The following is a 21,665-nucleotide window of genomic DNA, read 5'->3' on the forward strand; positions in this document are numbered from 1 at the left end:
AAAGCGACAATCCACCGCGCAGCAACTGCGCCAGGAATCCGGTGAGGAACCATGTGATTGACTTGTGAAAAATTGACAGGACTTGGGGGAGAGGGTCGGACCGTAGCAAGTCATCAAAATTCGGTCAATGCGAGTCTCTCCGAACCCTCGCGTGAGGCTCTCCGAACTCTGCGTATGCCTGACACAGGTAAGCCACCCGCTCTGCCTGCAGACAAGCAGTCTCAGCGACTACCAGACAGCATGCCTCTCGGCGGAAATTCCCCGCTGTCGCCTCGACCCGTCTCAGACGAACCACGCGGTGCGAATCTGGAAGCAACTCACCTCATTCCCCCATCCTCGGCCTGCCCGACCAGAGAGTAATCTCAGCTAATCCCTTTTGCCTTACGGGGACGGACTGCGTTTCCCGCGCATTGCGCTGCGAACCAGCGCGGAATCAGACGCGGACCATAACTGAGCAACGAATTCTTCAAGCCATCAACAACCAGACTGCGTTTCCGATCGAGGCCCGCCAATGCAGTCTTGACAACGTCGGCCGCCGTTCGGGGCTTACCCAGTGCTGCTTCCGGCGCAACGGCTCGGTCAAAGAGTTCTGTCGCAGTGGTTCCGGGACACAGTGCCATCACGCAGACGTTTCTGTCACGACATTCTTCCCAGAGCCCGATCGAGAACGAAATGACAAAGGCCTTGCTGGCGGCATAAACAGCGAGGAACGGAATCGGTTGGAATCCCGCGACGGAGGCGACATTGATTACTGCCCCTTGCTTGCGATTCAGCATTCCAGGGAGGAATGCGTGCGTCAGTGAGACCACGGCCGCGACGTTCACCATCACTTCGTCGTGATCCCGCTGCGGATCGATCGCTTCGAAATGCCCATGTGTCATAAATCCGGCGTTGTTGATCAGCAGATCGACGGAAAGATCTCGTTCGGTCACCGCACTCACGATTCGGGAGGTGGCGTCGGACTGGCTCAGATCAGCAGAAATCACGGTTGCCTGGACCGGGTATCGACCCGTAATTTCCGTGGCAAGGTTTCGCAGTGCTTCTTCTGAACGAGAAACCAGAATGACCGACATCCCCCGGGCGGCAAGGGCCTTTGCAAACTCTTTTCCGATCCCCGATGACGCCCCTGTGATCAGCGCTGTCTTTCCCTGATATTGAAACATCGACTTCGCTCGCTCCTGTCAATTCACAACAACGCTTCTGTAAAAACGACACCCTCATTGAAGTGAGAAGGGGGGACAAGTTCCGTCGATGACCTGCGGTTCCCGCAGTGGCCTGGCAGGTCTCGGCAACGACTTCTGCGGATTTTGCCCCCCGGCCTGCTCGTGGCGACCGCGCGATTCAACACATGCCCTATCTCGCGAAGCCGTGCCCTCGTCGAAGTCGCTTAACTTCTGCCGCAGCAACGCCCACTGAACGGGAGGTCGGACAAGCTCACGATCTTCCGGTTCTCTTCAGGGTTTGTCAAAGAGGACGAGTAACGCCCTGTCAGCTGGCCCGATCGCTCACGCTCAGACAAAAAAACGACGCGGAAATTGATCATCGCAGGACAAGATATCAGCCAGCTTGACTTTGGCGTCTACTGGCCTGCCCGACCACGCCCCGTTACCGGACGTGCCCTCCTGCTTGGCGGTCTCGATAGTCAAACACTTCCGGCCGTGAAAAGAGGTTCGATCACTTCGCCTGTATTCAAGCGGACACGGCGCCCCAGGCGGTCGTGAACTTCGGTTTCCAGCGGGACGCCTAGTGCCTGATAAATTGTGGCACCGATGTCATTGGGAGTGTAACGCCGGGACGTCGGGTAGGAGGCCGTGGCGTCCGAGCGGCCGATCACCTGACCGCCTTGTACGCCCGCCCCCGCGAACAGGCCGAAGAAGCAGGGGCCCCAATGGTCGCGTCCCTTTGTGCCGTTTATCTTGGGCGTTCTTCCGAACTCGCTGACGACAACGACAAGTGTTTCCTGCAACAGGCCGCTGGACTCCATATCGTCGAGCAGTGCGGAAATGCCTTGATCGAACGGCGGCAGCAGATGATTTTTCAGTCCTTCACAATTGTTGTCGTGGGTATCCCAGCCATTCAGATTCACCTGCACGATGGGAACGCCAGCCTCAATTAGCCGCCCCCCCACCAGCAGTGACTGACCGCCAATGTTTCGGCCGTACTGATCTCGCAAGCTGTCCGAGATCTTCTTCATGTCGAAGGCTTGAGTCAGGTGGCTGGACGTCAGCAGGTCGTAAGCCATGTGCTGACTCTTTTGCAACAGCCGTGACTGGCCAATGTCGTCGAACGTACGCTGCTGGCGATTGACCTCATCCAGCAGCGAAAGTCGCCTTCCCAGGTGTGCTGCGTCGATCCCCTGTGCGAGCGTCAGCTCCGTAACCCGAAAATCCGGATGATTAGGATCACCGTTGACGAACCAGGGATCGTGCGAAGCTCCCAGAAATCCCGCGAGCTGACCCGGCCAGACCAGCGGGCCCGCCTGAAGGAAGTTCGGCAGCGTCACTCCACAGGGAAGTCCTTCAGGGGCTCGCTGCAGGTACGACAAAGCCGCTGCATAGTGAGGCCAGTCCTCGCGAGAAGCACTCTTGTCGAAGAAGCCACCAGGTTGTTTCTCACCCGTCGTGATGTGGTGAGCTGACTGTGTATGATTATTGTCGTCATGCGAGAACGACCGCACGACCGCGTATTTGTGGGCGCGCGAGGCCAGTTGCGGCAGATGCTCGCAGATGGAATAACCGGGTATCGATGTGGCGATCGGCTTAAACTCGCCGCGAATCTCTAGCGGAGCCTCTGGTTTCATATCGAACGTGTCGATATGGCTCATAGCTCCACTGAGAAAAACCAAAAGAACAGATTTTGGCTTCTGATGGGAGTTCCCTTCCGCGGCTGTAGCGGCTTTCTCACGACCGGCCAGGATCGACGTTAAACCGACTCCGAACAGGCCGGAATATCCCGCCTGCAATAAGCCGCGGCGCGTACACTGACCCAATGTCTGATCCAATGACTTCATCGGTTCTCTCAATTCACTGTTCTGATGACATAATCGCCGCCCGTCAGTCTAGAGGACCAGGTACGACAGTTCTATCCCATCCGCGACGGCTCCTGACTTTCGTGACCCCAAATTTGTTTCCCGGCGAACGAAGCCGTGGTCGTGCCATGTTTCGTGCCATGTTGGCAGTCACCTGGTCAGTCTTTCTGATCGATCATTCAGGCCAGCTCCGGGAAACTCCTGCTCGCATTCGATTTCATTTGATCTCAGCGATTGTTAGCTTGCCGGTGGGGATCTCTCCGGATCCATGCCGCAGTGGAGCGTTACGTTGCGACGGGCAGTTTCAAACGGTCCACTTCGCTCTGCTGTGAGCAATTCATTTATTCAACCGATTCGGACGCACAGGAGGCCGTTGAATGAGTTCGATGCGATGGATCATGGTTCTGGGCTGTTTGTTGGCGTTGGGTTCCTCCACTTCACTTCGTGCTCAAGATTCCTCGACGGAAGACGCCGCGATTGAATCGACCACAGACCGGGTCGGCCGAACGCGGGAAGATGCAATCGTAACCCCGGTCAACCAGTTGCTGACCCCGTTCGGGCGGCAGGTTGAGTTGGCTGGACTTCGGCCTCAGGCCCTGGCACTGTCTCCTGACGGTGCATTGCTGGTCGCATCCGGAAAATCGAGTGAGCTCATCGTCATCGCCCCCGAATCAGGACAAATCCTGCAGCGAGTCCTGTTCCCGAATGAAGCACAGGAACAACCGCCCGCCGATGTTGTTTCGCCCAACATTCTTGCTCCAGATCGAGGGGGTCAGGTCAGCTTCACCGGCCTGATCTTTTCTCCAGACGGTAAGCAAATTTTTCTCAGCAATGTGAACGGCTCGATCAAGGTCTTCACCGTGAGTGAAGCGACGGGGACGGAAGCCCCCAGCGTCAAGGCATCGCATACAATACCGCTGCCCCCCGCCAATGCACCGCGACGCCGTGCCGAGATTCCCAGTGGATTAGCCATCACACCTGACGGATTGAAGCTTTATGTTTGCGGCAACCTGTCGAACCAGTTGCACGAAATCGAAATCGCGACGGGCAAGACACTTCGCAGCATCGAGGTGGGAGCCGCTCCGTATGACGTGGTTCTGGCAGGTCACAAGGCCTTCGTGAGTAATTGGGCAGGACGACGCCCTGGCCCCGACGATCCCAAGGGGCCCGCGGGTAGAGGAACAGAAATTCGGGTCGATCCCGTTCGCCACATCGCCAGCGAAGGCTCGGTCAGCATCGTGAAGTTGAATGGCGAACCCGAGACAACGGAACTAGTTGTCGGACTGCACGCGAGCGGCCTGGCCGTCTCTCCGGACGGTCACTACGTCGTCTGTGCCAATGCAGGAAGCGACCATCTCAGCATCATGGATGTCGCTGAAGAGAAAGTGATTGAAACGGTCTGGGCCAAGGCCAAGCCATCTGATCTGTTCGGAGCCTCACCCAACGCAATCACATTTCATCCTTCAGGAGAGACCTTGTATGTCGCGAACGGCACCCAGAATTCGATTGCCGTCATCGAATTCGATCCGGAGGACAAAGGAGAGACCCATCTGACGGGCCTGATACCGGTCGGCTGGTTTCCCGGTGCCGTGGTGTTTGATCCACATCGGAATGCCCTTTACTGTGCCAACATCAAAGGACTGCCAATGGCACCGAAAAAACAGGCGGGAGGGGCCGAGGGCTACAACACGCATCACTATCACGGGTCACTCTCGCTGATGCCATTACCGGACGACGAGCAACTGGCCCTGCTGTCGGAACTGGCAGCTCGAAACATGCGCCGAGGCGCGATCGCTCAGGCGGCTCTCCCCGCGCGTCCCGATCAACTGCCTCGGCCGGTTCCAGAGCGGATCGGCGAACCGAGTCTGATTAAACATGTCGTGTACGTCATCAAAGAAAATCGGACGTATGACCAGGTCTTCGGAGCACTCGATAAAGGGGTCGGCCGTGCAGATCTCTGCATCTTCGGTGAAGAAATCACTCCTAATCAGCACAAAATGGTGCGTGAGTTCGTCCTGCTCGACAACACCTACTGCTCTGGAATTCTGAGTGCCGATGGACACCAGTGGAGCACCACGGCATTCAGTACGGATTACATGGAGAAAAGCTTTGCCGGGTTTCCCCGGAGCTACCCCGACGGGATGGGTATCGATGACATTGACGCGATCGCGTATTCACCCGCCGGCTTCCTCTGGGACAACGCATTGGCCCATGGCATCTCGATTCGGAACTACGGCGAATTCATGATGCCGAAGGTCCGCTGGAGCGATCCTCAGAAGAAGGGGGTTCCGGACTATCTCGCCTGCTACCGAACGTGGAAAGGGGAGTCGAAGGAAGTCATCTTCGAAAGCGAACCCGGGATCGAATCGATCCGCCCGTTCTCACCGACCGATTACGTCGGTTGGGAGATGGCCGTCCCCGACCAGTACCGGGCAGACTTTATTCTGAAAGAGCTTGAAAAGTACGAGGCCGAAGGGACGTTTCCACAGCTCGTCATTATCTGCCTGCCGAATGATCACACGAGCGGAACGTCGCCCGGATCACCGACCCCCGCCTCATGTATGGCGGACAACGATCTGGCTTTTGCCCGTATCGTAGAGGGTTTAAGTCGTTCGCGGTTCTGGAAAGAAATGGCCATTTTCGGAATTGAAGACGATCCTCAAAATGGCTGGGATCACGTCAGTGGCTACCGCACGACGGCCTACTGCATCAGCCCCTACGCCAAGCGAGGCGAAGTCATCAGCACGCAGTACAATACCACAAGCATTCTGCGAACGATGGAACAGATTCTCGGGCTGCCGCCGATGAACCAGTTTGATGCCAGCGCCACGCCGATGTTTGACTGCTTTACCGAGACTGCCGACTTCACTCCTTTCACCGCAGTTCCGAACAAGGTGCCGCTGGACCAGATGAACCCGAAACCGAACGCGATTCGAAATCCCATTCTGCGGGATGACGCGATCGAGTCCGCCAGTTTGAATTTCCGCGAGATCGACAAGGCGCCAGAAGATGTTCTCAACCGCATCCTCTGGCGATCACAGAAAGGAACAGAAGTCCCGTATCCAGAGTGGGCAGTGACTCTGGTCGAAGATGATGACGACGACGACTAAAATCGTCCCGTCCAGGTGGGGTGCCTCCAGAGCGGACGAACGGTTGCAGGTTCGGACCAAGCTTCACAGCAACTTCTCGATTCGGGCACCACTCATGCAGAAATGAACGAGTTGATAGGGGAGTTTCCGTAGCCAAAAGCGAGCGGCCACGCATTCGCACGTGATGCTTATCTCAGATCGAATGGTCCTCCCGGCAGAAATTGCAGTGGGCTGTCGGGCCTCATGCGTCCCTTGAATGCTTTCTGGGTTTCTCATCCCGTTGCCCTCTCGGATCTGGCCACGGGATGAGAGTGCGGATGCGGGCTGGAATTGAATTTCCATCCAGTCCGTCCCATTTGCGGAGCGATAATCCCTGCGTCAGCCAAGCTGAACTTCGTGCGTGACTTCTCTGAATGCTGTTACGAAAGATGAGTTATGGGCGTCAGCCTCTCGAAAATCCCTCGCGCGTTTCATCTCCCTCGGGTCCACTGGGATCTGGTCCGGGACTGGGTTGAGCAAAATGTCCCCGTCGCGGAACGGACCCGTGCGTGGTCAACGCTGGCACACGACTGGCTCGAGAGTATGGATCAGGCGCTGGGAGGTGCCTATCGCACAATTCACTCAGACAAGGTAATTCTGTTCGCGCCGGATGATCTTGAGGAAGCGGTTTCTCTCTTTGATCTGTCGGAGTCGAGCCTGCAGGAGATGTCCGCGCTACTCGGGAGACTGGCTCGCCAGAGCCAGACAGGCCCGCTCGTGATCATCCTGTTCGGGGACGATGATGCCTACTGTCGCTATGTCTCCCCCTTCGATCCCTTGATGGAATCGGTTCGATCAGGCGGCGTCTGTATTCGTCAAGATTACGTGCATGTGGTACTCCGTCCTCAACCCCTCGACAATTTGCAAAGGACAATGCTGCACGAGATCGCGCATGCCTGCTTAAGTGACCACCATCTGCCTGAGTGGCTGGAAGAAGGGATTACACAACTGGCGGAAGAAGCAGCGGTCGCTCCGTGGGCCCGGTTCTCACTCAAGCCGAAGGAGATCGCCGATCTCAGGAAATACTGGCGCGAACACTCGTTGAGTCAGTTCTGGTGGGGAAGCGGGTTCCACACGCCAGACGAAGGACAACGCCATTGCTATGAACTGGCCCAAGCCATTTTTCGTCAGCTTGTCGCGGACCATCAGGAAAAGCTCCCCGAATTCCTCGCGGCGGCGAGCGCTGAAGACGCAGGAGCATCCGCGGCTGAGGAAATTCTGGGGGTGGACCTGTCCAACCTGGCGGCTCAGTTCCTGGGAGCAGGCTCGTGGAAGCCCGTACCGGCCCACTCCGACCAGTTTATAGCGAGAGGGGCCTATTTCCTGGAGCAGGGTCACATCGCCAAGGCATTTTCCGACTTCGATCGGGCGATTGAGCTGAACAAGGGATCGTCACAAGCCTATTTCCATCGCGGAGTGGCCTTCTACCAGATTGGCCAGATCGCAAAGTGCATCTCGGACTACGAGCGATCGATTGCCCTGAATTCAGTCGATTTCAATGCAAGGAACAACCTTGCCTGGATCCTTGCAACCTCGCCTCAGGATGAATTCCGGAACGGGAAGCGGGCTGTCGAAATCGCCACAGAAGCCTGTGAACGCGTCGGTTATTCGCAATGGTTCTGCCTCGGTACGCTTGCGGCAGCCTATGCCGAGAAAGGTGAGTTTGAACTCGCCTGCAATTTTGCCGAGGAAGCTCTGGAACACGCCCCGTCAACGGACGTTGCCGATTGCAAAGTGCGACTGCAACAATACAAGACCGGAAAACCCTGGCGCGAACTCAAACCCGGTGCTCCGTATCGCAACGCGTGAAGAGCTTCGTCGGCTACGGGACAGTCGGACCTGAACGCGGTAAGACTGTTCGCCCGGCAAGTCCCGATCGCCGCGTTATTGCGGCAACCGGGACGGCAAGGTCGTGATGAACATTCCATCGGACCGCCGCCGCCGCGTAGGGAACTTCCGTGGATGGTGTGCCGTAAGGCATTCCGTTCCCTCGGCACCCGTTTCATCTGCGACGACTAATCCGCTACGGCCAGGACCATTCGCGGAGACCTGACAGAACCGAGGCGGTCAAGGTCCCTTTCTGCGGCCGCGAGGCACCCGGCTGTTGTTCTGTGGGTCATGATAATCAACGGGACAATCGGAACAGCCTTGGATTCGTCGTCGACTTCCGGGGCTTCCGGCTGAATCACGGTTGCCAGACTGATGCCATGTCGGCCCAGAATCCCGGTGACTTCAGCCATGACATTCGGGCGATCCTCTACTGACAAGCGCAGGAAGTAACGACTTGAAGCCGCATCCCCGTCGATCAGAGGGAATTCGGGCGTGTCCCGCCAGAGATCCAGTTGAGCAAAGGTTAACTGCGCCCGGCCAATCGCCAAGTCAATGATGTCGGCAGTCACTGCAGACGCCGTGGGAAGCTGGCCTGCGCCACGTCCGGAATACCAGACGTTCCCAACGACGTCTCCTTCCAGCAGGATCGCGTTGAAAGGACCATGAATCTGCGCCAGAGGTCGATCGTTCTTGATCAACGTCGGACGGACACTCATTTCCAGCTTTCCGTCGACCAGTTTCACACTGGCAAGCAGCTTAATGACATACCCCATGTCCTTGGCATGCTTGATATCGACCTGTTCCAGCTTGTCGATGCCCGTGACGTGGAATTCCGAAGCCGTCACTTTGGTTCCAAAAGAAAGCTGCGCCAGGATCCCAAGTTTCTGCGCCGCATCAGTTCCATTGACGTCAAGAGTCGGATCCGCTTCCGCATACCCCAGCTTCTGCGCGTCCTTCAGGGCGTCGTCGTAGGATTGTCCCCGAAATAACATTTCGGAAAGGATGTAGTTGGTGGTCCCATTCAGGATCGCCTGAATCCCCATGATCTGGTTGGCCGCCATCGATTGCCCGACCGCTGCGATAATCGGAATTCCCCCCGCGACGGCCGCTTCGAAGCAAACGGTTCGGCCAAAACGCTTTGCAGCAGCGAAAATCTCATCGCCATGCTCACAGAGCAAGGCCTTATTCGCCGTCACCACGTCTTTGCCAGCCTCCAGCAAGGCGAGGACAACTTCCTTGGCGGGGTGAATCCCCCCCATCAGTTCCACAGCGACCTGAATTTGCGGATCATGGATGACCGATTCGATTCGATCGGTGGTAACCCCTTGCGGCAGATCAATTTCCCGCGACCGATGGAGGTCCCGAACAACGGCTCGGCGGATTTCGATAGGTCTGCCCGCTCGTTGTCGAATCCGGTCGGGATGTTGAGTCAAAATTTTGGCGACGCCGGTTCCGACGTTGCCCAATCCGATAATGCCAATTTGCAAAGCCGAAGTCATAAAACGCTTTCCGAACTTGTCGTTTCTCACGCCACCCGTTAAATCGAGCGTCGAAGAACGGTTCTCTCATTGCCAGACGCGATAGATAACGCATCCTAATCGCCGACTTGAGGGATTACCAATACGACAAAATCATGAATACACGAATATCACTCCCGCCAGCACGAAACACGCCCCCGGTACCGCGGACTCTGCCGGTGGAACGGACTCACGGAACGAAGATGTCGGAAACGGCTGTCAGTATCGGAGCGGTCACGTATCTGAACTCAAAACCGCTGGTGGAAGGATTGGCAGAACTCCTGCCAGACACCAGGATCCACCTCGATTTTCCCAGCCGTTTATCGGACTATCTCGATTCGGGCTGCCTCGACGTAGCGCTGGTTCCCAGTATCGAATATTTTCGGGGGGGTGACTACGAGATCCTCTCGGATGCCTGCGTGGCCGCCTATGGTCCCGTGTTAAGTGTCAAACTGTATACACGCGTCCCGTGGGGAGAGATTAAGACCCTGGCTCTCGACGAGGGCTCCCGGACCAGTGCGACGCTTGCCCGGATCATGCTGGCGGAACGACACGGCGTTCTGCCTCAGCTTGAACCGCTGCCGCTGAATCATCAGACGCAAGACACGACAGCGGATGCCATCCTGCTGATCGGGGATCGTGCCATCCTTCCTCCGAATGAACCCTTCCTCAATACGTGGGATCTCGGCGAAGAATGGCTGGCCTGGACTGGTCTTCCTTTTGTGTTCGCCATGTGGCTGTCAAATCGCCGCCAGCAGCTTCCGGCCGGAGATGTCGACAAGATCCAGCAAGCGCTTTGCCAATCACGTGACTGGGGTGTTCAGCGGTTACGCGAGATTGCAGAACGCGAAGCACAGGCGCTGGGACTGACATTTCCGACGACCTTCAATTACCTTTCAGAGAATCTGCACTTTCACCTGGGAAATGCAGAGCGTTGTGGATTGCAGACGTTCTACGAACTGGCCACGGGACTGGGGCTGGCACCAAGAGGTGCAAAGCTCCGTTTTCGAAGCTGAATGCGATTCCCTGGTCGGAACTGGGAAATGGCGGCGACTGTAGACGGGTAACAGGATTGTGGGACAGGAATTCCCGATCGCGGAAGTGTTCGGGTATCAAGAACCACGCAGAGGCAGAAGCCGAGTCAGAATGAGTCTAGCGTCTCGCGCACAGGGATCTACGTGCGGGAGAGGGATTAAACCCATCCGGGCGAAAGACCGCCCTTGATCGAGACGACCAGACCGCAAGTCGGAAACTTTATCGCGGAAGAAAGGGATCATGTGTCAGCTGAAGTGAATCGATTGCTTGAGAAGGCCGTGGCGGGGCAACGACTGACACCCGAGGAAGGGCTGAAACTTCTCGAGTCACATGACCTGGTCGCGATCGGTGAAGCAGCGAATCAGGTGACACGACGCCTGCATCCAGAGCGCTTCCGCACTTTCAATATCGACCGCAACATCAATTACACCAATGTTTGCTCGGCGGTCTGCGACTTCTGTGCATTCTTCCGGAAACCCAAGAGCCCTGAAGGCTACGTTCTCGACAAAGAAACCATCTTCAAGAAGATCGAAGAAACCGTTGCACTGGGCGGGGACCAAATCCTGATGCAGGGGGGGATGAACCCCGACTTGCCGCTGGAATGGTACGAAGATCTGTTACGGTCACTCAAAGAGCGATTCCCCCAGGTCAATCTGCACTGCTTTTCCCCTCCTGAAATTCACGCAATCCACAAACTGACACGCCTCCCGGTCAAAACCGTGCTGGAGCGACTGAAGGCGGCTGGATTGGGAAGTCTGCCCGGAGGTGGGGGCGAAATCCTGGTCGATCGAGTTCGTAAGGCCATGACGCGCGGTAAATGCCTGACCGACGACTGGCTGAACGTCTGTCGTGAATGGCATCTGCTGGGAGGCAAGGGGTCGGCCACGATGATGTTTGGACACATCGAGACATTGGCGGAACGGATCGAACACCTTGAGCGACTGCGACAACTTCAGGACGAAACCGGCGGCTTCACCGCCTTCATCTGCTGGACATTCCAGCCGGACAACACGGAAATGGCTCACATTTCACCCGTGGGTTCGTATGAGTACCTCAAGACTCAAGCCGTCGCGCGGTTGTACCTGGACAACTTCCCGAACATCCAGTCATCCTGGGTGACCCAGGGCGAAAAAATTGGTGGGCTGGCCCTTCATTTCGGGGCGAACGATATGGGTTCGCTGATGATCGAAGAAAACGTGGTTGCCGAAGCGGGAACAGTGCACCACCTGACCCTGGAAACGATCAAGCGCCTGATTCGCGATGCGGGATATATCCCTCGCCAGCGAAATGTTTACTACCAGTACATCGATGAAGAACCGGCCGCCGTTGCGAACAAAACCTCAGAACTGCTGCCAGTCCTGAGGTAAAACGCACTGGCGACTCACAGGTTCTTTGCGAGCGGCATCTCGGATATGATGTGGTCCGGATACCTGACAAAGAACCTGCCTCGAGAAGCCTCATGCAACCTCAATATACCGTCCTCGCACGTCGATTCCGGCCCCAGACGTTTACTGAAGTCGTTGGGCAGGAACGAGTTGCTCAGACACTGCGCAACGCCATCCAGGAAGGTCGGGTTGCCCACGCCTACCTGTTTACAGGCGCCCGCGGCGTCGGCAAGACGTCTATGGCCCGCATTTTTGCGAAGGCCCTCAACTGTCCTTTCCTTAAAGACGGCGTCCCCTGCAACGAGTGCGAGCAGTGCCGTGGGATTTCGGTGGGACAGGACGTCGATGTTTCCGAAATCGACGGCGCGTCAAACCGCGGGATCGATGACATTCGGTCGCTGCGCGCGAATGTGAACGTCAAGTCGATGCGATCGAAGTACAAAGTGTACATCATCGACGAAGTCCACATGCTGACCAAAGAGGCCTTCAACGCGTTGCTGAAGACGCTGGAAGAGCCGCCCCCCATGGTCAAGTTCGTCTTCTGTACGACAGAGGCGAACAAAGTCCCCGACACCATCCTGTCGCGTTGTCAGCGTTTCGACTTCGGAACGATTTCTACCGATAATATCACGATGCGGTTGCGACAACTGGCCGAGGCGGAAGGCTTTCAGGTCGATGAAGCGGCATTAGAACTGGTCGCCCGCCGAGCTGCAGGATCGATGCGAGACAGCCAGTCTCTGTTCGATCAACTGCTGGCCTTCGGATCAGAACACATCACGAGCGCGGATGTGCATCGCCTGCTGGGGACGGCACCCGACGATCGTTTGACGGGCCTGGTTGATGCGCTGATCGAGCGACGGCAGGATGAAGTCCTGATCCGACTTGAACAGTCTGTGAAGGAAGGGGTGCAGCTCGAGGCGTTTACAGACCAGTTAGTGGCCTACTTCCGCGATCTGATGGTGGCCGCTTGCGGCGCTGCAGAAGTGCCCCTCTTGAGCGTCGGGGATGACAGCCGCGAAACGATCAACCGGCAGGCCAGTGCCTGGGGACTTCAGACGATTGCCGCCGCAATGCAGATCCTGGCAGAGGCCAAGGCACGGATGCAGCGAGTCTCATACGGACGCGCGCTGGCGGAACTGGCGCTCGTTCGCATCTCGTTTCTGGCCGACCTGGACCGACTGGACACTTTGATTGCGCAGCTCAAGGGAGGGCAGGGGGTTCCCCTTCCGCCAAGGACGACTAGAATGACTGCTGAACGCCCTGCCAGTCCTCCCGATCGGCCTCTTCTTCCGCCTGGCCCAAAATCAACCAATATTGGTCCCGCGGAAAAAAAAAATGACTTGAACCCGCCCAAGGTGGAGAGTCAGCCACCAGCGGTGGCAGAAGTTACAACGGATGAAGCCGTACAGACGCCTGCGGTCCTCGAACTTAAATCCGGTTGTGAAAAAGAGTTGCAATCATTGATCGCGGACCGTATGAATGATATTGTCGGTGCATCGGTCCGGCGAATCCCATCAATAGCAATTATTGGGCCAAACACATTGGAGTTTTGCGTCCCAATCAACTATGATTTGGATCGGAAAGCGTTAGACCGACCTGACACAGTCAATCGGCTTGAGGCCATTGTTGCAGAATTAGTTGGTCAAAAGGTCCGGATTCTGTTCCGGACAGGCGAAGCAGTGCAAACCGCAGCCAAACCAACTGCTGCAGTTGCGGCCGTGAGTCGAAACCAGGTGATTGACGAGCCAGAAGACCCATATATCCAGCAAATCACAGAAGTCTTCGGGGTCAAAAGCTGGAGCGTCAAAGAGTTGGTTGCGGAAGCTACAGACGAACGAACTGAGGATGCACCGGAGTAAGAACAATGTTCAAGGAACTTGGCCAGATCGCTTCGCTGATGAAGCAAGCGCAAGGAATGCAGGGTAAGATCGCCGAGACCAAAGAGCGATTGGCGAATCTGCAGTGCGACGGTGAGGCGGGGGCGGGGATGGTTCGCGTCACTGTCGCCGGCACGATGCGACTGATCGAATGTAAAATTGATCCCAGCCTGTTTAAGTCGGGTGATGAAGAGATGGTCGAAGACCTGATCGTTGCCGCGGCCAATCAGGCTTTTGAGAAGCTCATGCAGAAGCAGGCGGAAGAGATGAGCGCCATCACCAGCGGAATCAATCTGCCAGGAATGGGCGACGCGTTCTCCGGTATGGGATTTGGCAAGTAACCGGGTGGTCGCGTGACGTCGAAGGAGTGTGATTGAATGGCCAGAGGTGAGGAGCAGGCACGACATCCCTATGGTTCTGCCGTCGGGAATCTGATCGAGCGACTTGCGACCCTGCCAGGTATCGGGCGCAAATCAGCAGAACGTCTTGCGAATTATTTGCTCGACTGCGGTGAAGAGGAAGCCAATGCGCTCGCCGAAGCCATCCGTCAGGTCAAATTGATGGTTCGTCCCTGTCGCATCTGCTTCAACCTGACTGAGGGTGACACATGCGCCATTTGCAATGATCCACGACGCGACCAGCACACCGTTTGCGTGGTGGAGCAGCCACGCGATCTGCTCGCTCTGGAAGCAGCCTCGATCTTCCATGGGGTGTATCACGTTTTGGGAGGTCGACTCGCCCCACTCAATGGAATCGGGCCTGATGATCTCAACATCGCCGCACTCGTGAAACGTGTCCGGCAGGGGGGGGTCACCGAGATTTTGATGGCAACGAACCCGACACTCGAAGGGGATGGAACCGCGTTATACATCTCGAATCTGCTCGCGAATGACCCGGTCAAAATTACGAGGCTCGCCCGAGGAATTGCCTCGGGCAGCGTGCTGGAGTTCGCCAACCGAGAGATGCTGGCGGACGCCATTCGGGGCAGACAGTCATTCTAGAACGAATTCGCTGACAGAGTTTTTCAGGGCATGCTTTGAAGGAGGTTCGACAAAAATTGAAATGACAAACGCCCTAGAAACGCAGACATCGCTATCCGAAAGCACGACGTCGGGAAGGCGGAAGTCGCAACAATGACCCTGAATCCACGCGATTCTCAAGTCATCCTGTCGTTTACTGCCGCTGCCCCGCAGACACTCTGCCAATCGATTGAGATCACAAAATGCAGTTGAACTTCTCACATCAGATGAAGATGAGCCAGCAAATGAAGCTGGCTCCTCGCATGATTCAGTCGATGGAAATCCTCCAATTGCCGACCATGGAATTGGATGAGCGCATCGAGCAGGAACTGGCTGAAAATCCCTGCCTGGAGATGCGGGCGGCCGATCGCGACGCGCCCGATCTGCAGCACAATATTGCCGAGGCACGGGAAGAAGCATCTGAAAAGAGCATTGCAGAACAGGAACTTCAGGTCGACACGGCTCATAACAACGAAGCCGACTTCGAACGACTGCTCGAGATGTCGCAGGAGTGGCCTGAAGACAACTACACGTCGGGCAGCAAACCTTCGTCCAACCGCATGGAAGAGGATGGCGACCGACAACATGACATGATTTCCAATGTCGCGGAAAAGCCGCAATCGCTGCATGAGTACCTGCTCGAGCAGTTCGGCTTTTTCAGTGTCCCGGCAGAGATACGCGATTTCGGTCAGTTTCTAATACAAAATCTGGATCCCAATGGCCGACTTCCCAGCAGCCTGCCCGATCTGATTCAAACGTATGGGAAGTCCATCGCCGACGTCGACGCACAGGCCGCATTGCAATTGGTCCAGCGACTCGACCCTCTCGGATGTGGTGCCCGTGACGCGAAGGAATGTCTCCTTCTTCAGCTCCGCGACGATATGCCCTACCGAGATGTCCTCGCCACACTGATCGGCTCACACCTTGAGGACGTGGCTCAGAATCGGCTGCCTCTGATCGAACGCCGAACCGGCTATTCGATTGAAACGATCAAAGCCGCAATTGAAGAGTTGCGGCACATGAATCCCTTTCCAGGACGAGGTTTTGAAGCTCGGCCCGCTCAAGCCGTAACGCCCGACGTGTTCGTTGAACAGAACGGCGACAACAAGTGGGTTGTTCGCGTGCTCGACGAGTACACTCCCCGCCTGCGAATCAGCAAGCATTACCAGCAGATCCTTAGAGACGGCACCGACCAGAAGACCAAAGAATACATCAAGCGAAAAATCGACTCGGCCAAATGGCTGATCGAAAGCATCGAGCAGCGGCACAACACGCTCAAGCGGGTCGCGCAATCCATTGTCGATAAACAGACCGCATTTCTCGAATATGGTCCCGAAGCGATCGTCCCGTTGAAAATGCAGGAAATTGCAGACGTCGTCAAAGTCCACGTGACCACGGTCTCTCGCGCAGTCGACGACAAGTGGATCCAGACACCTCGTGGACTTTACCCGCTCAAGAAATTCTTCGGCGGGGGGACGGTTACGGAGAGCGGCGAGGAAGTTGCCTGGGACATCATTCGCATCAAGCTCAAGGAAATCGTCGACAATGAAGACAAAAACGATCCACTGAGCGACGATGCACTGGTGGATGAGCTGGCAAAGTTTGGTTACACCCTGGCACGTCGGACCGTCACCAAGTACCGCAAAGCACTCGATATTCCTTCGTCACGTCAGCGTCGCGCGTACTGAGATTTATGAGCGTTCGGACATCCCGGACGGTCTGAAGTACGAATGCCGTGCCCGTGGGGCAGGGGAGCGTTCGCTCCCCGTGGAGCGGCGGTGCTTGGGTTTGGAGTGCGATTGAACGTGCCTGTTTCCGTCCTTGCTGAGGGAGGGGCGCGCGAGCCATCATCACATCGGGCTGAGAAGTTAGCGGCAGGGAAAACTGGTTCCGCCCCCCGCCGGAATCCGAGCGTGCCTGACTCTGCTGGCGACGCGGTAACGCTTCCGCACCATCAGGCAGCGCTTCTGTCGACCGTGAAATCACGACCGTGTTACGACTGAGCGGGCGCCGCTACGACCACTGGCCGGCGAGTGCTGAGAACCAGGATGGCGAGGCCGGTGACAACCATCACGGACGCCGTGAGAATCCACTTCGCTGGTAGATGTTCCTGTGTCTCCGCGCCGATACCGAGGGCAGTCAGCTCTCTGGTAAATGAGGACAATGACAGAAGCAGGCCATTATGTAGTGTGTGCAGCAGCATTCCGGGGTACGTGCTTCCCGTCCGCACACAGATCCAGGCCAGGATCAGTCCCAGAAAACAGGTGGGTACAAATCTTTCGAACATTAGTGAGTTCATCGCGATCACGTGAAACAGACCGAACAGACAACTCGAAAGTAAGACCGCCAGCACTGTCGACATTCCGGTGCGGAGGGCTGTCAGCAGGTAACCTCGAAAAAACAACTCTTCACAAATCGCCGGCACTAGAGCGGTGGTGACAAGTTTGACGGGGAGGGGAACTGCATCCAGAGCAGCCTTAATTTGCTGGAAGAGTTCGTGCATCGCCTGGAACTGATCCGGTGCAATCGTCTGTAACTCGAGTTCGTAGGCAAAGGGCCACAGCGACAGTCCAAGCAAAGCGGTGGCCACGTAGGTAGCGGCGGGGGCCCCCTTCAAACGGAAGCCTCGCCGCCAGTCGACGCCGGTCCAGCGTGCCAGCAGCAGCGGCCCGATTGCGAACAAGGCAATTGTCAGGACGGCGTTCCCAATCAAGCGGCCTTCAATCCACTGAACGAACAGTCGGCCGGGAATCCCTTTGAGAATCAAAAATGCAGGAAACATGACCGCCAGACAGAACATTGCTTGTGACAGTGACGCCGCTGGTCGGCGAGTGCGCGGTCGGCGGATCAGGTCTGCCCAATTCCCTTCGCTACCGTACAAGACTGCATCCGTACCAAAAATTCTCGCTGCCGCGGCCAGCGCAACAGCTGAATAGAGGACGGTCGACAACAGGGTCGTCAACACCCAGATCGATTGAACCCGACCATCAAAAATGTCCCGCGCCAGAATCACGATGTTGACCAGGGGTGTGACGGACGTCCAGCCTGTCATCTCCATTCCAGGCAACAGACACAGAACGCCCGGAGCCAGCGAAACCAGCATGACAGGGATCAGATAGGCCTGCGCTTCTTTAAAACTGCGAGCAAAGCTCGTCAGAATCAGAATGACGGACGCAAAGAAGCCGGCGAAGACCACCAGAAGTCCTAATATCAGCACGAGCATCCGCAGAGTAATTCCACCGCTGCCAAACAGCAGTTGCTCCATCCCCCCCGCATAGGCTGTGATGACCATGGAAACCAGGTTCGCCACGGCCGTCAGCAACGCGACTGTCAGCACAGCAATGAACTTGGCAAACAGCAGTTCGTGCCTGGGGACAGGAGCAGAGATGAGAGCTTCCATTGTCCCTCGCTCACGTTCCCCTGCGGTCAGATCGATCGCGGGATACACCGCCCCCGTGACCGTCATCAGGATCAGGATCAGTGGAATCAACGTCGCGATGGAAAACGGCGCCGCTGACTCTTCCGTAGCAATCGGTTTGAGCGATGTCGTAACCGGGAGTTTCAGCGGCGGATTCTGCTCGCGGAGTCGCTTCAGCACCAGCATCTCATTCGCCAGGTGCATCCGTTCTTCCAGTATCCGCCGCGCATCGAGGCTGTAGGGAGATTCTGCCCGGTAACTTAGCTCAAATTTCCAGGGGCCCTCGTCCCCCCCTTCCTTCAGGCGGACCCCGACATCGGCGGTTCGGTCTGCAACCAATGCATGGACGTCCACAGTGGCCGACTTGTCATTAGACACCATGAATTGCCAGATGGGATCATCGATCGTTCCCGCCGGACGACGATTCAGTGGCACAACTTCGCCGGACTGCTCCGATTGCAGCATTTCCGATTCGTCGAACAGTCTACGGAAGATGCGGGCGTCTTTTTCGGCCGCGAATGCGACTCGGTATTCGGTGGCATTTTTCTTCGCGGCCTGTGTGAACAACAGCTTCTGGAACGTCACCCCCAAGAGGGGATAGATCAGCAGGGGCATGCCGACCAACGTGATAATGGTGCGCCGATCGCGCAGGATTTCCCTCAGTTCCTTCTGCGCCATTCGCCACCAGCGCAGCGACGAGGTCGACTCCGGTACTCGTGACCTCCGAGACTCAACGGTCATTGCGGGTTTCCTCGTTCAGTCCGGTCCCGATCTGATCGGGCTGCTTCATCAGTTTCAGAAACATCTCGTACAAGCTCACACTGCCAGTCGCCGCCTGAAGTTCAGGGAAGGTTCCTTCGTACCGCATCGAACCCCGATGAAGCAGTCCCATCCGATCACAGATTTGCGACGCTTCATCCAGCCGATGGGTGGAAATGACGACTGCTTTCCCCTGTGCACGAAGATGGCCGATGTACTCGAAGATGATATGAGTCCCGACGACATCCAGACCGCGGGTCGGTTCGTCCAACAACATGATCGGGGGGTCGTGCATCAATGCACGAGCGAGCGTGACGCGTTGCTTCTGCCCGGTACTGAGTGTGGAACAACGCTGGTCCAGAAAGCGGCGAAGATCCAGCAGGTCGGCCAGCGACTCAAGTCGATCACGTGCAAAACGTGGTTCCACACTGTAGAGATCGGCAAAGAACAGCAGCATTTCCCGGGGCGTCAGCCACTGGTAGAGCCCTGCACTTGCGGAGACAAGTCCGATACGGCGTTTAACTTCATCCGGATACTGTGTCACGCGGAAGCCGTCAACGATCGCATCGCCGCCAGTAGGCTGAAGCAGTCCCAGAATCATGCGAAGCGTGGTCGTTTTTCCCGCTCCGTTCGGCCCCAGTAAACCGTAGACCTCACCCGCCCGAACTTCAAACGACAACCGATCAACGGCAGTCAAAGTCTTGCCGCTGGAATGGAATTGGCGAGTCAATTGATTGACGGTAATCATCGGCTGTCCGCAGAAGAGATGGCGGGGAACGCAAGATCATACCGCGAGATGGAAGCCTAAGCGAACGTCCAAAACAGTCGAATATTGAAGATTGTCTGTTTGGGAATGCGGTCTGCGCAGATTCTGCTCGTCTGTTCCGCATGGACGCAGCGAGTTCCTTCCCAGAGCCGGCAGAAAGCAGGGGTACGACGAAGTTTGAATCTGCAGTGACAAAATGTCTACCTGTACTCGTACCGGCACCAGCCAATTGCGAAGAGCCCGGTGTCTCTCCCTGCAACATCGCCCAGTCAGGTCCTCCGCACTCTGATAATAAAGGACAAACCTTTTCCCGCGGGGTGACGTCCCTGGGGGATACCTCTGCGAAAGCGGGGGCGCGAATCAATCAAAATATTCTGATCTACGCTGGCACAGGCGCTTTCAAATCGGTTTGATGCACGTCTAGAATTGATCCCGATTTGCCATTCGCCTGCACTAGATTTCGCTCGAAGGTTGCCAGAGCATGATGACTCACGTTCGTCGGTTGATTCTCGTTGTGCCACTTCTGATGGGGATGGACGTCTGTCTCGCACAAGAGGCTGCCTCCCGACTTGCCTCTCAAGCCGTCGTTCATTTTACATTCGAAGAAACGAGCGGAGCTGCTGAGGATCGGGCAACCGTGGGGCATGGGCACGACCAGGGATCGGTGATGAACGAGCCCGTCCGTGTCCCCAGTCCCTTCTGGAATCAGCAGGGGAAGAAGGCGCTGCAACTCGACGCTGCACGGCAGCAGTTCATCGAAATCGCCGACAGCCCTGACGTCGATGCTCCCGTCGGTATTACTGTCTCGATGTTTTTCGTGAATCTGACCGATGCCGCCGAACCGAACTATCATGGCTTGTTCGCAAAACGAGGCACAGCGGACGGTCAGTTTTCGACAAACTATGGCATTAACTTCCAGATGCCCGCCGACAATTTCCAGGTGTACATCCACGATGGCACGGATTATCGGGTTGCCAGCTACAGTTCGAAAGCGGCGGTACCGATCCGCAAGCTGACCTACATCACCGCCACGTATACGGCAGGAGATGCCCCGGGTGAAGACGCCGACACCGATGCGGATGACGTTCGAATCCAGTATTTCGTCAACGGACAGCCACTGGTCCCCAAAGGGGTCTCCCGCGGGATTGTCATTGGTCATGAAGCATGGACGCTGGACGTCAATCTCGCAGGATTACTCAGCAGCCTGCCTCTGACGATTGGTCGAAGCGAAGTCCATGGTGAGTACACAAGCGGTGTCATCGGTGACGTCCGCATCTTCCCCCGCGCGCTGTCGCCAGAGGAAGTCAAACAACTGTTCGTCGAAGTGGCGGGGAATAACGTCGATGAGCTTATCGCCGCTGATCGTCCTGCTCCCGCCGCGTTGCCGGCGATTAAGAGCCTTTCGCAACCGGGCCTCGAAATTGGTCACACAACACAGCTGATCGTTGAAGGAAGCAATCTGGGGCCTGCACCGGGCGTGGCATTTCCTTTACCGGAAGTTCGTTTTGACATCGCGAAAGAATCGACGCCCGAGCGACTGGTTCTGAATGTGACTGTCCCTTCCAAGACGGTTCCGGGGTTGTATCCACTCTGGGTGAAATCCCAAGTGGGAATGAGTTCCTCAACAGTACTCGCCCTTGATCGGCTTCCCCAGGTTCCGTTAGCGAGTTCCATCGATCAGCCAGCGACATTGCCCGCGGCGTTCTTTGGAACGCTCTCGGGTGGGCAGCAGCAGACGGTGTACTTCGCCGGTAAAACTGGGGAACGGATCGTCGCCGATGTGGAATTGAAGCGGTTGGGGGGAGCCGCCAATCCCGTTCTCGAATTGAAGTCACCCAAAGGTGCTCCGCTCACAATCGGCTGGGGACAAAGCCCACTCCGTCGTGACGCACGGATCGAGTAC

14 protein-coding genes are annotated in these 21,665 nt (G+C 56.6%); 9 read left to right on the plus strand and 5 right to left on the minus strand.

What is annotated here, in order from left to right:
* Positions 1-362: 362 nt before the first annotated feature.
* Positions 363-1,163, minus strand: a complete 801-nt coding sequence (locus tag VGE80_RS05590; protein WP_440591963.1) for an SDR family NAD(P)-dependent oxidoreductase — start codon at positions 1,161-1,163, stop codon at positions 363-365.
* 479 nt (positions 1,164-1,642) lie between these two features.
* Positions 1,643-3,010 (minus strand): DUF1501 domain-containing protein, encoded by a 1,368-nt coding sequence (locus VGE80_RS05595; protein ID WP_440591964.1) that lies wholly within the window; start codon positions 3,008-3,010, stop codon positions 1,643-1,645.
* Positions 3,011-3,405: 395 nt separating this feature from the next.
* On the opposite strand from VGE80_RS05595, the gene VGE80_RS05600 reads away from it, so the two are divergent.
* Positions 3,406-6,138 carry a beta-propeller fold lactonase family protein gene (locus VGE80_RS05600; protein ID WP_440591965.1) on the plus strand — a complete coding sequence of 911 codons (2,733 nt, stop codon included), beginning with the start codon at positions 3,406-3,408 and terminating at the stop codon, positions 6,136-6,138.
* A 414-nt stretch (positions 6,139-6,552) separates the two neighbouring features.
* Positions 6,553-7,965 carry a hypothetical protein gene (locus tag VGE80_RS05605; RefSeq protein WP_440591966.1) on the plus strand — a complete coding sequence of 471 codons (1,413 nt, stop codon included), beginning with the start codon at positions 6,553-6,555 and terminating at the stop codon, positions 7,963-7,965.
* A 206-nt stretch (positions 7,966-8,171) separates the two neighbouring features.
* Here the strand turns inward: VGE80_RS05605 and VGE80_RS05610 are convergent, their stop codons facing one another.
* On the minus strand, positions 8,172-9,485 hold the full coding sequence (locus VGE80_RS05610) for a homoserine dehydrogenase (protein WP_440591967.1): 1,314 nt from the start codon (positions 9,483-9,485) through the stop codon (positions 8,172-8,174).
* Positions 9,486-9,706: 221 nt separating this feature from the next.
* Between VGE80_RS05610 and VGE80_RS05615 the strand changes: the two genes are divergently transcribed.
* The 6 genes from VGE80_RS05615 to rpoN all read left to right on the plus strand — a co-directional run bounded on the left by VGE80_RS05615 (position 9,707) and on the right by rpoN (position 16,507).
* Positions 9,707-10,519, plus strand: a complete 813-nt coding sequence (locus VGE80_RS05615; protein WP_373652184.1) for a menaquinone biosynthetic enzyme MqnA/MqnD family protein — start codon at positions 9,707-9,709, stop codon at positions 10,517-10,519.
* 261 nt (positions 10,520-10,780) lie between these two features.
* Positions 10,781-11,905: a cyclic dehypoxanthinyl futalosine synthase gene (gene mqnC / locus VGE80_RS05620; RefSeq protein ID WP_373652185.1), complete on the plus strand. Its 1,125-nt coding sequence runs from the start codon at positions 10,781-10,783 to the stop codon at positions 11,903-11,905.
* Between the two features lie 92 nt (positions 11,906-11,997).
* Entirely contained in the window at positions 11,998-13,782 is a 1,785-nt protein-coding gene (dnaX, locus tag VGE80_RS05625) for a DNA polymerase III subunit gamma/tau (protein ID WP_373652186.1), read from the plus strand.
* Between the two features lie 5 nt (positions 13,783-13,787).
* Positions 13,788-14,141, plus strand: a complete 354-nt coding sequence (locus tag VGE80_RS05630; RefSeq protein ID WP_373652187.1) for a YbaB/EbfC family nucleoid-associated protein — start codon at positions 13,788-13,790, stop codon at positions 14,139-14,141.
* 36 nt (positions 14,142-14,177) lie between these two features.
* A complete protein-coding gene (gene recR, locus VGE80_RS05635; protein ID WP_373652188.1) occupies positions 14,178-14,801 on the plus strand; it encodes a recombination mediator RecR in 624 nt (207 codons plus the stop codon).
* 221 nt (positions 14,802-15,022) lie between these two features.
* Positions 15,023-16,507: an RNA polymerase factor sigma-54 gene (rpoN, locus tag VGE80_RS05640; RefSeq protein WP_440591968.1), complete on the plus strand. Its 1,485-nt coding sequence runs from the start codon at positions 15,023-15,025 to the stop codon at positions 16,505-16,507.
* Positions 16,508-16,812: 305 nt separating this feature from the next.
* Here rpoN and VGE80_RS05645 read toward each other — a convergent pair whose 3' ends face one another.
* Entirely contained in the window at positions 16,813-18,978 is a 2,166-nt protein-coding gene (locus VGE80_RS05645; protein WP_440591969.1) for an ABC transporter permease subunit/CPBP intramembrane protease, read from the minus strand.
* Positions 18,968-19,744, minus strand: coding sequence for an ATP-binding cassette domain-containing protein (locus VGE80_RS05650; RefSeq protein WP_373652191.1), 777 nt, complete (start codon positions 19,742-19,744; stop codon positions 18,968-18,970). The genes VGE80_RS05645 and VGE80_RS05650 overlap by 11 nt, the downstream gene beginning before the upstream one ends.
* A gap of 499 nt (positions 19,745-20,243) precedes the next feature.
* Between VGE80_RS05650 and VGE80_RS05655 the strand changes: the two genes are divergently transcribed.
* The coding region (locus tag VGE80_RS05655; protein WP_440591970.1) for a LamG domain-containing protein at positions 20,244-21,665 on the plus strand (1,422 nt) is incomplete at its 3' end.

The organism is Schlesneria sp. (assembly GCF_036405755.1).
Lineage (GTDB): Bacteria > Planctomycetota > Planctomycetia > Planctomycetales > Planctomycetaceae > Schlesneria > Schlesneria sphaerica.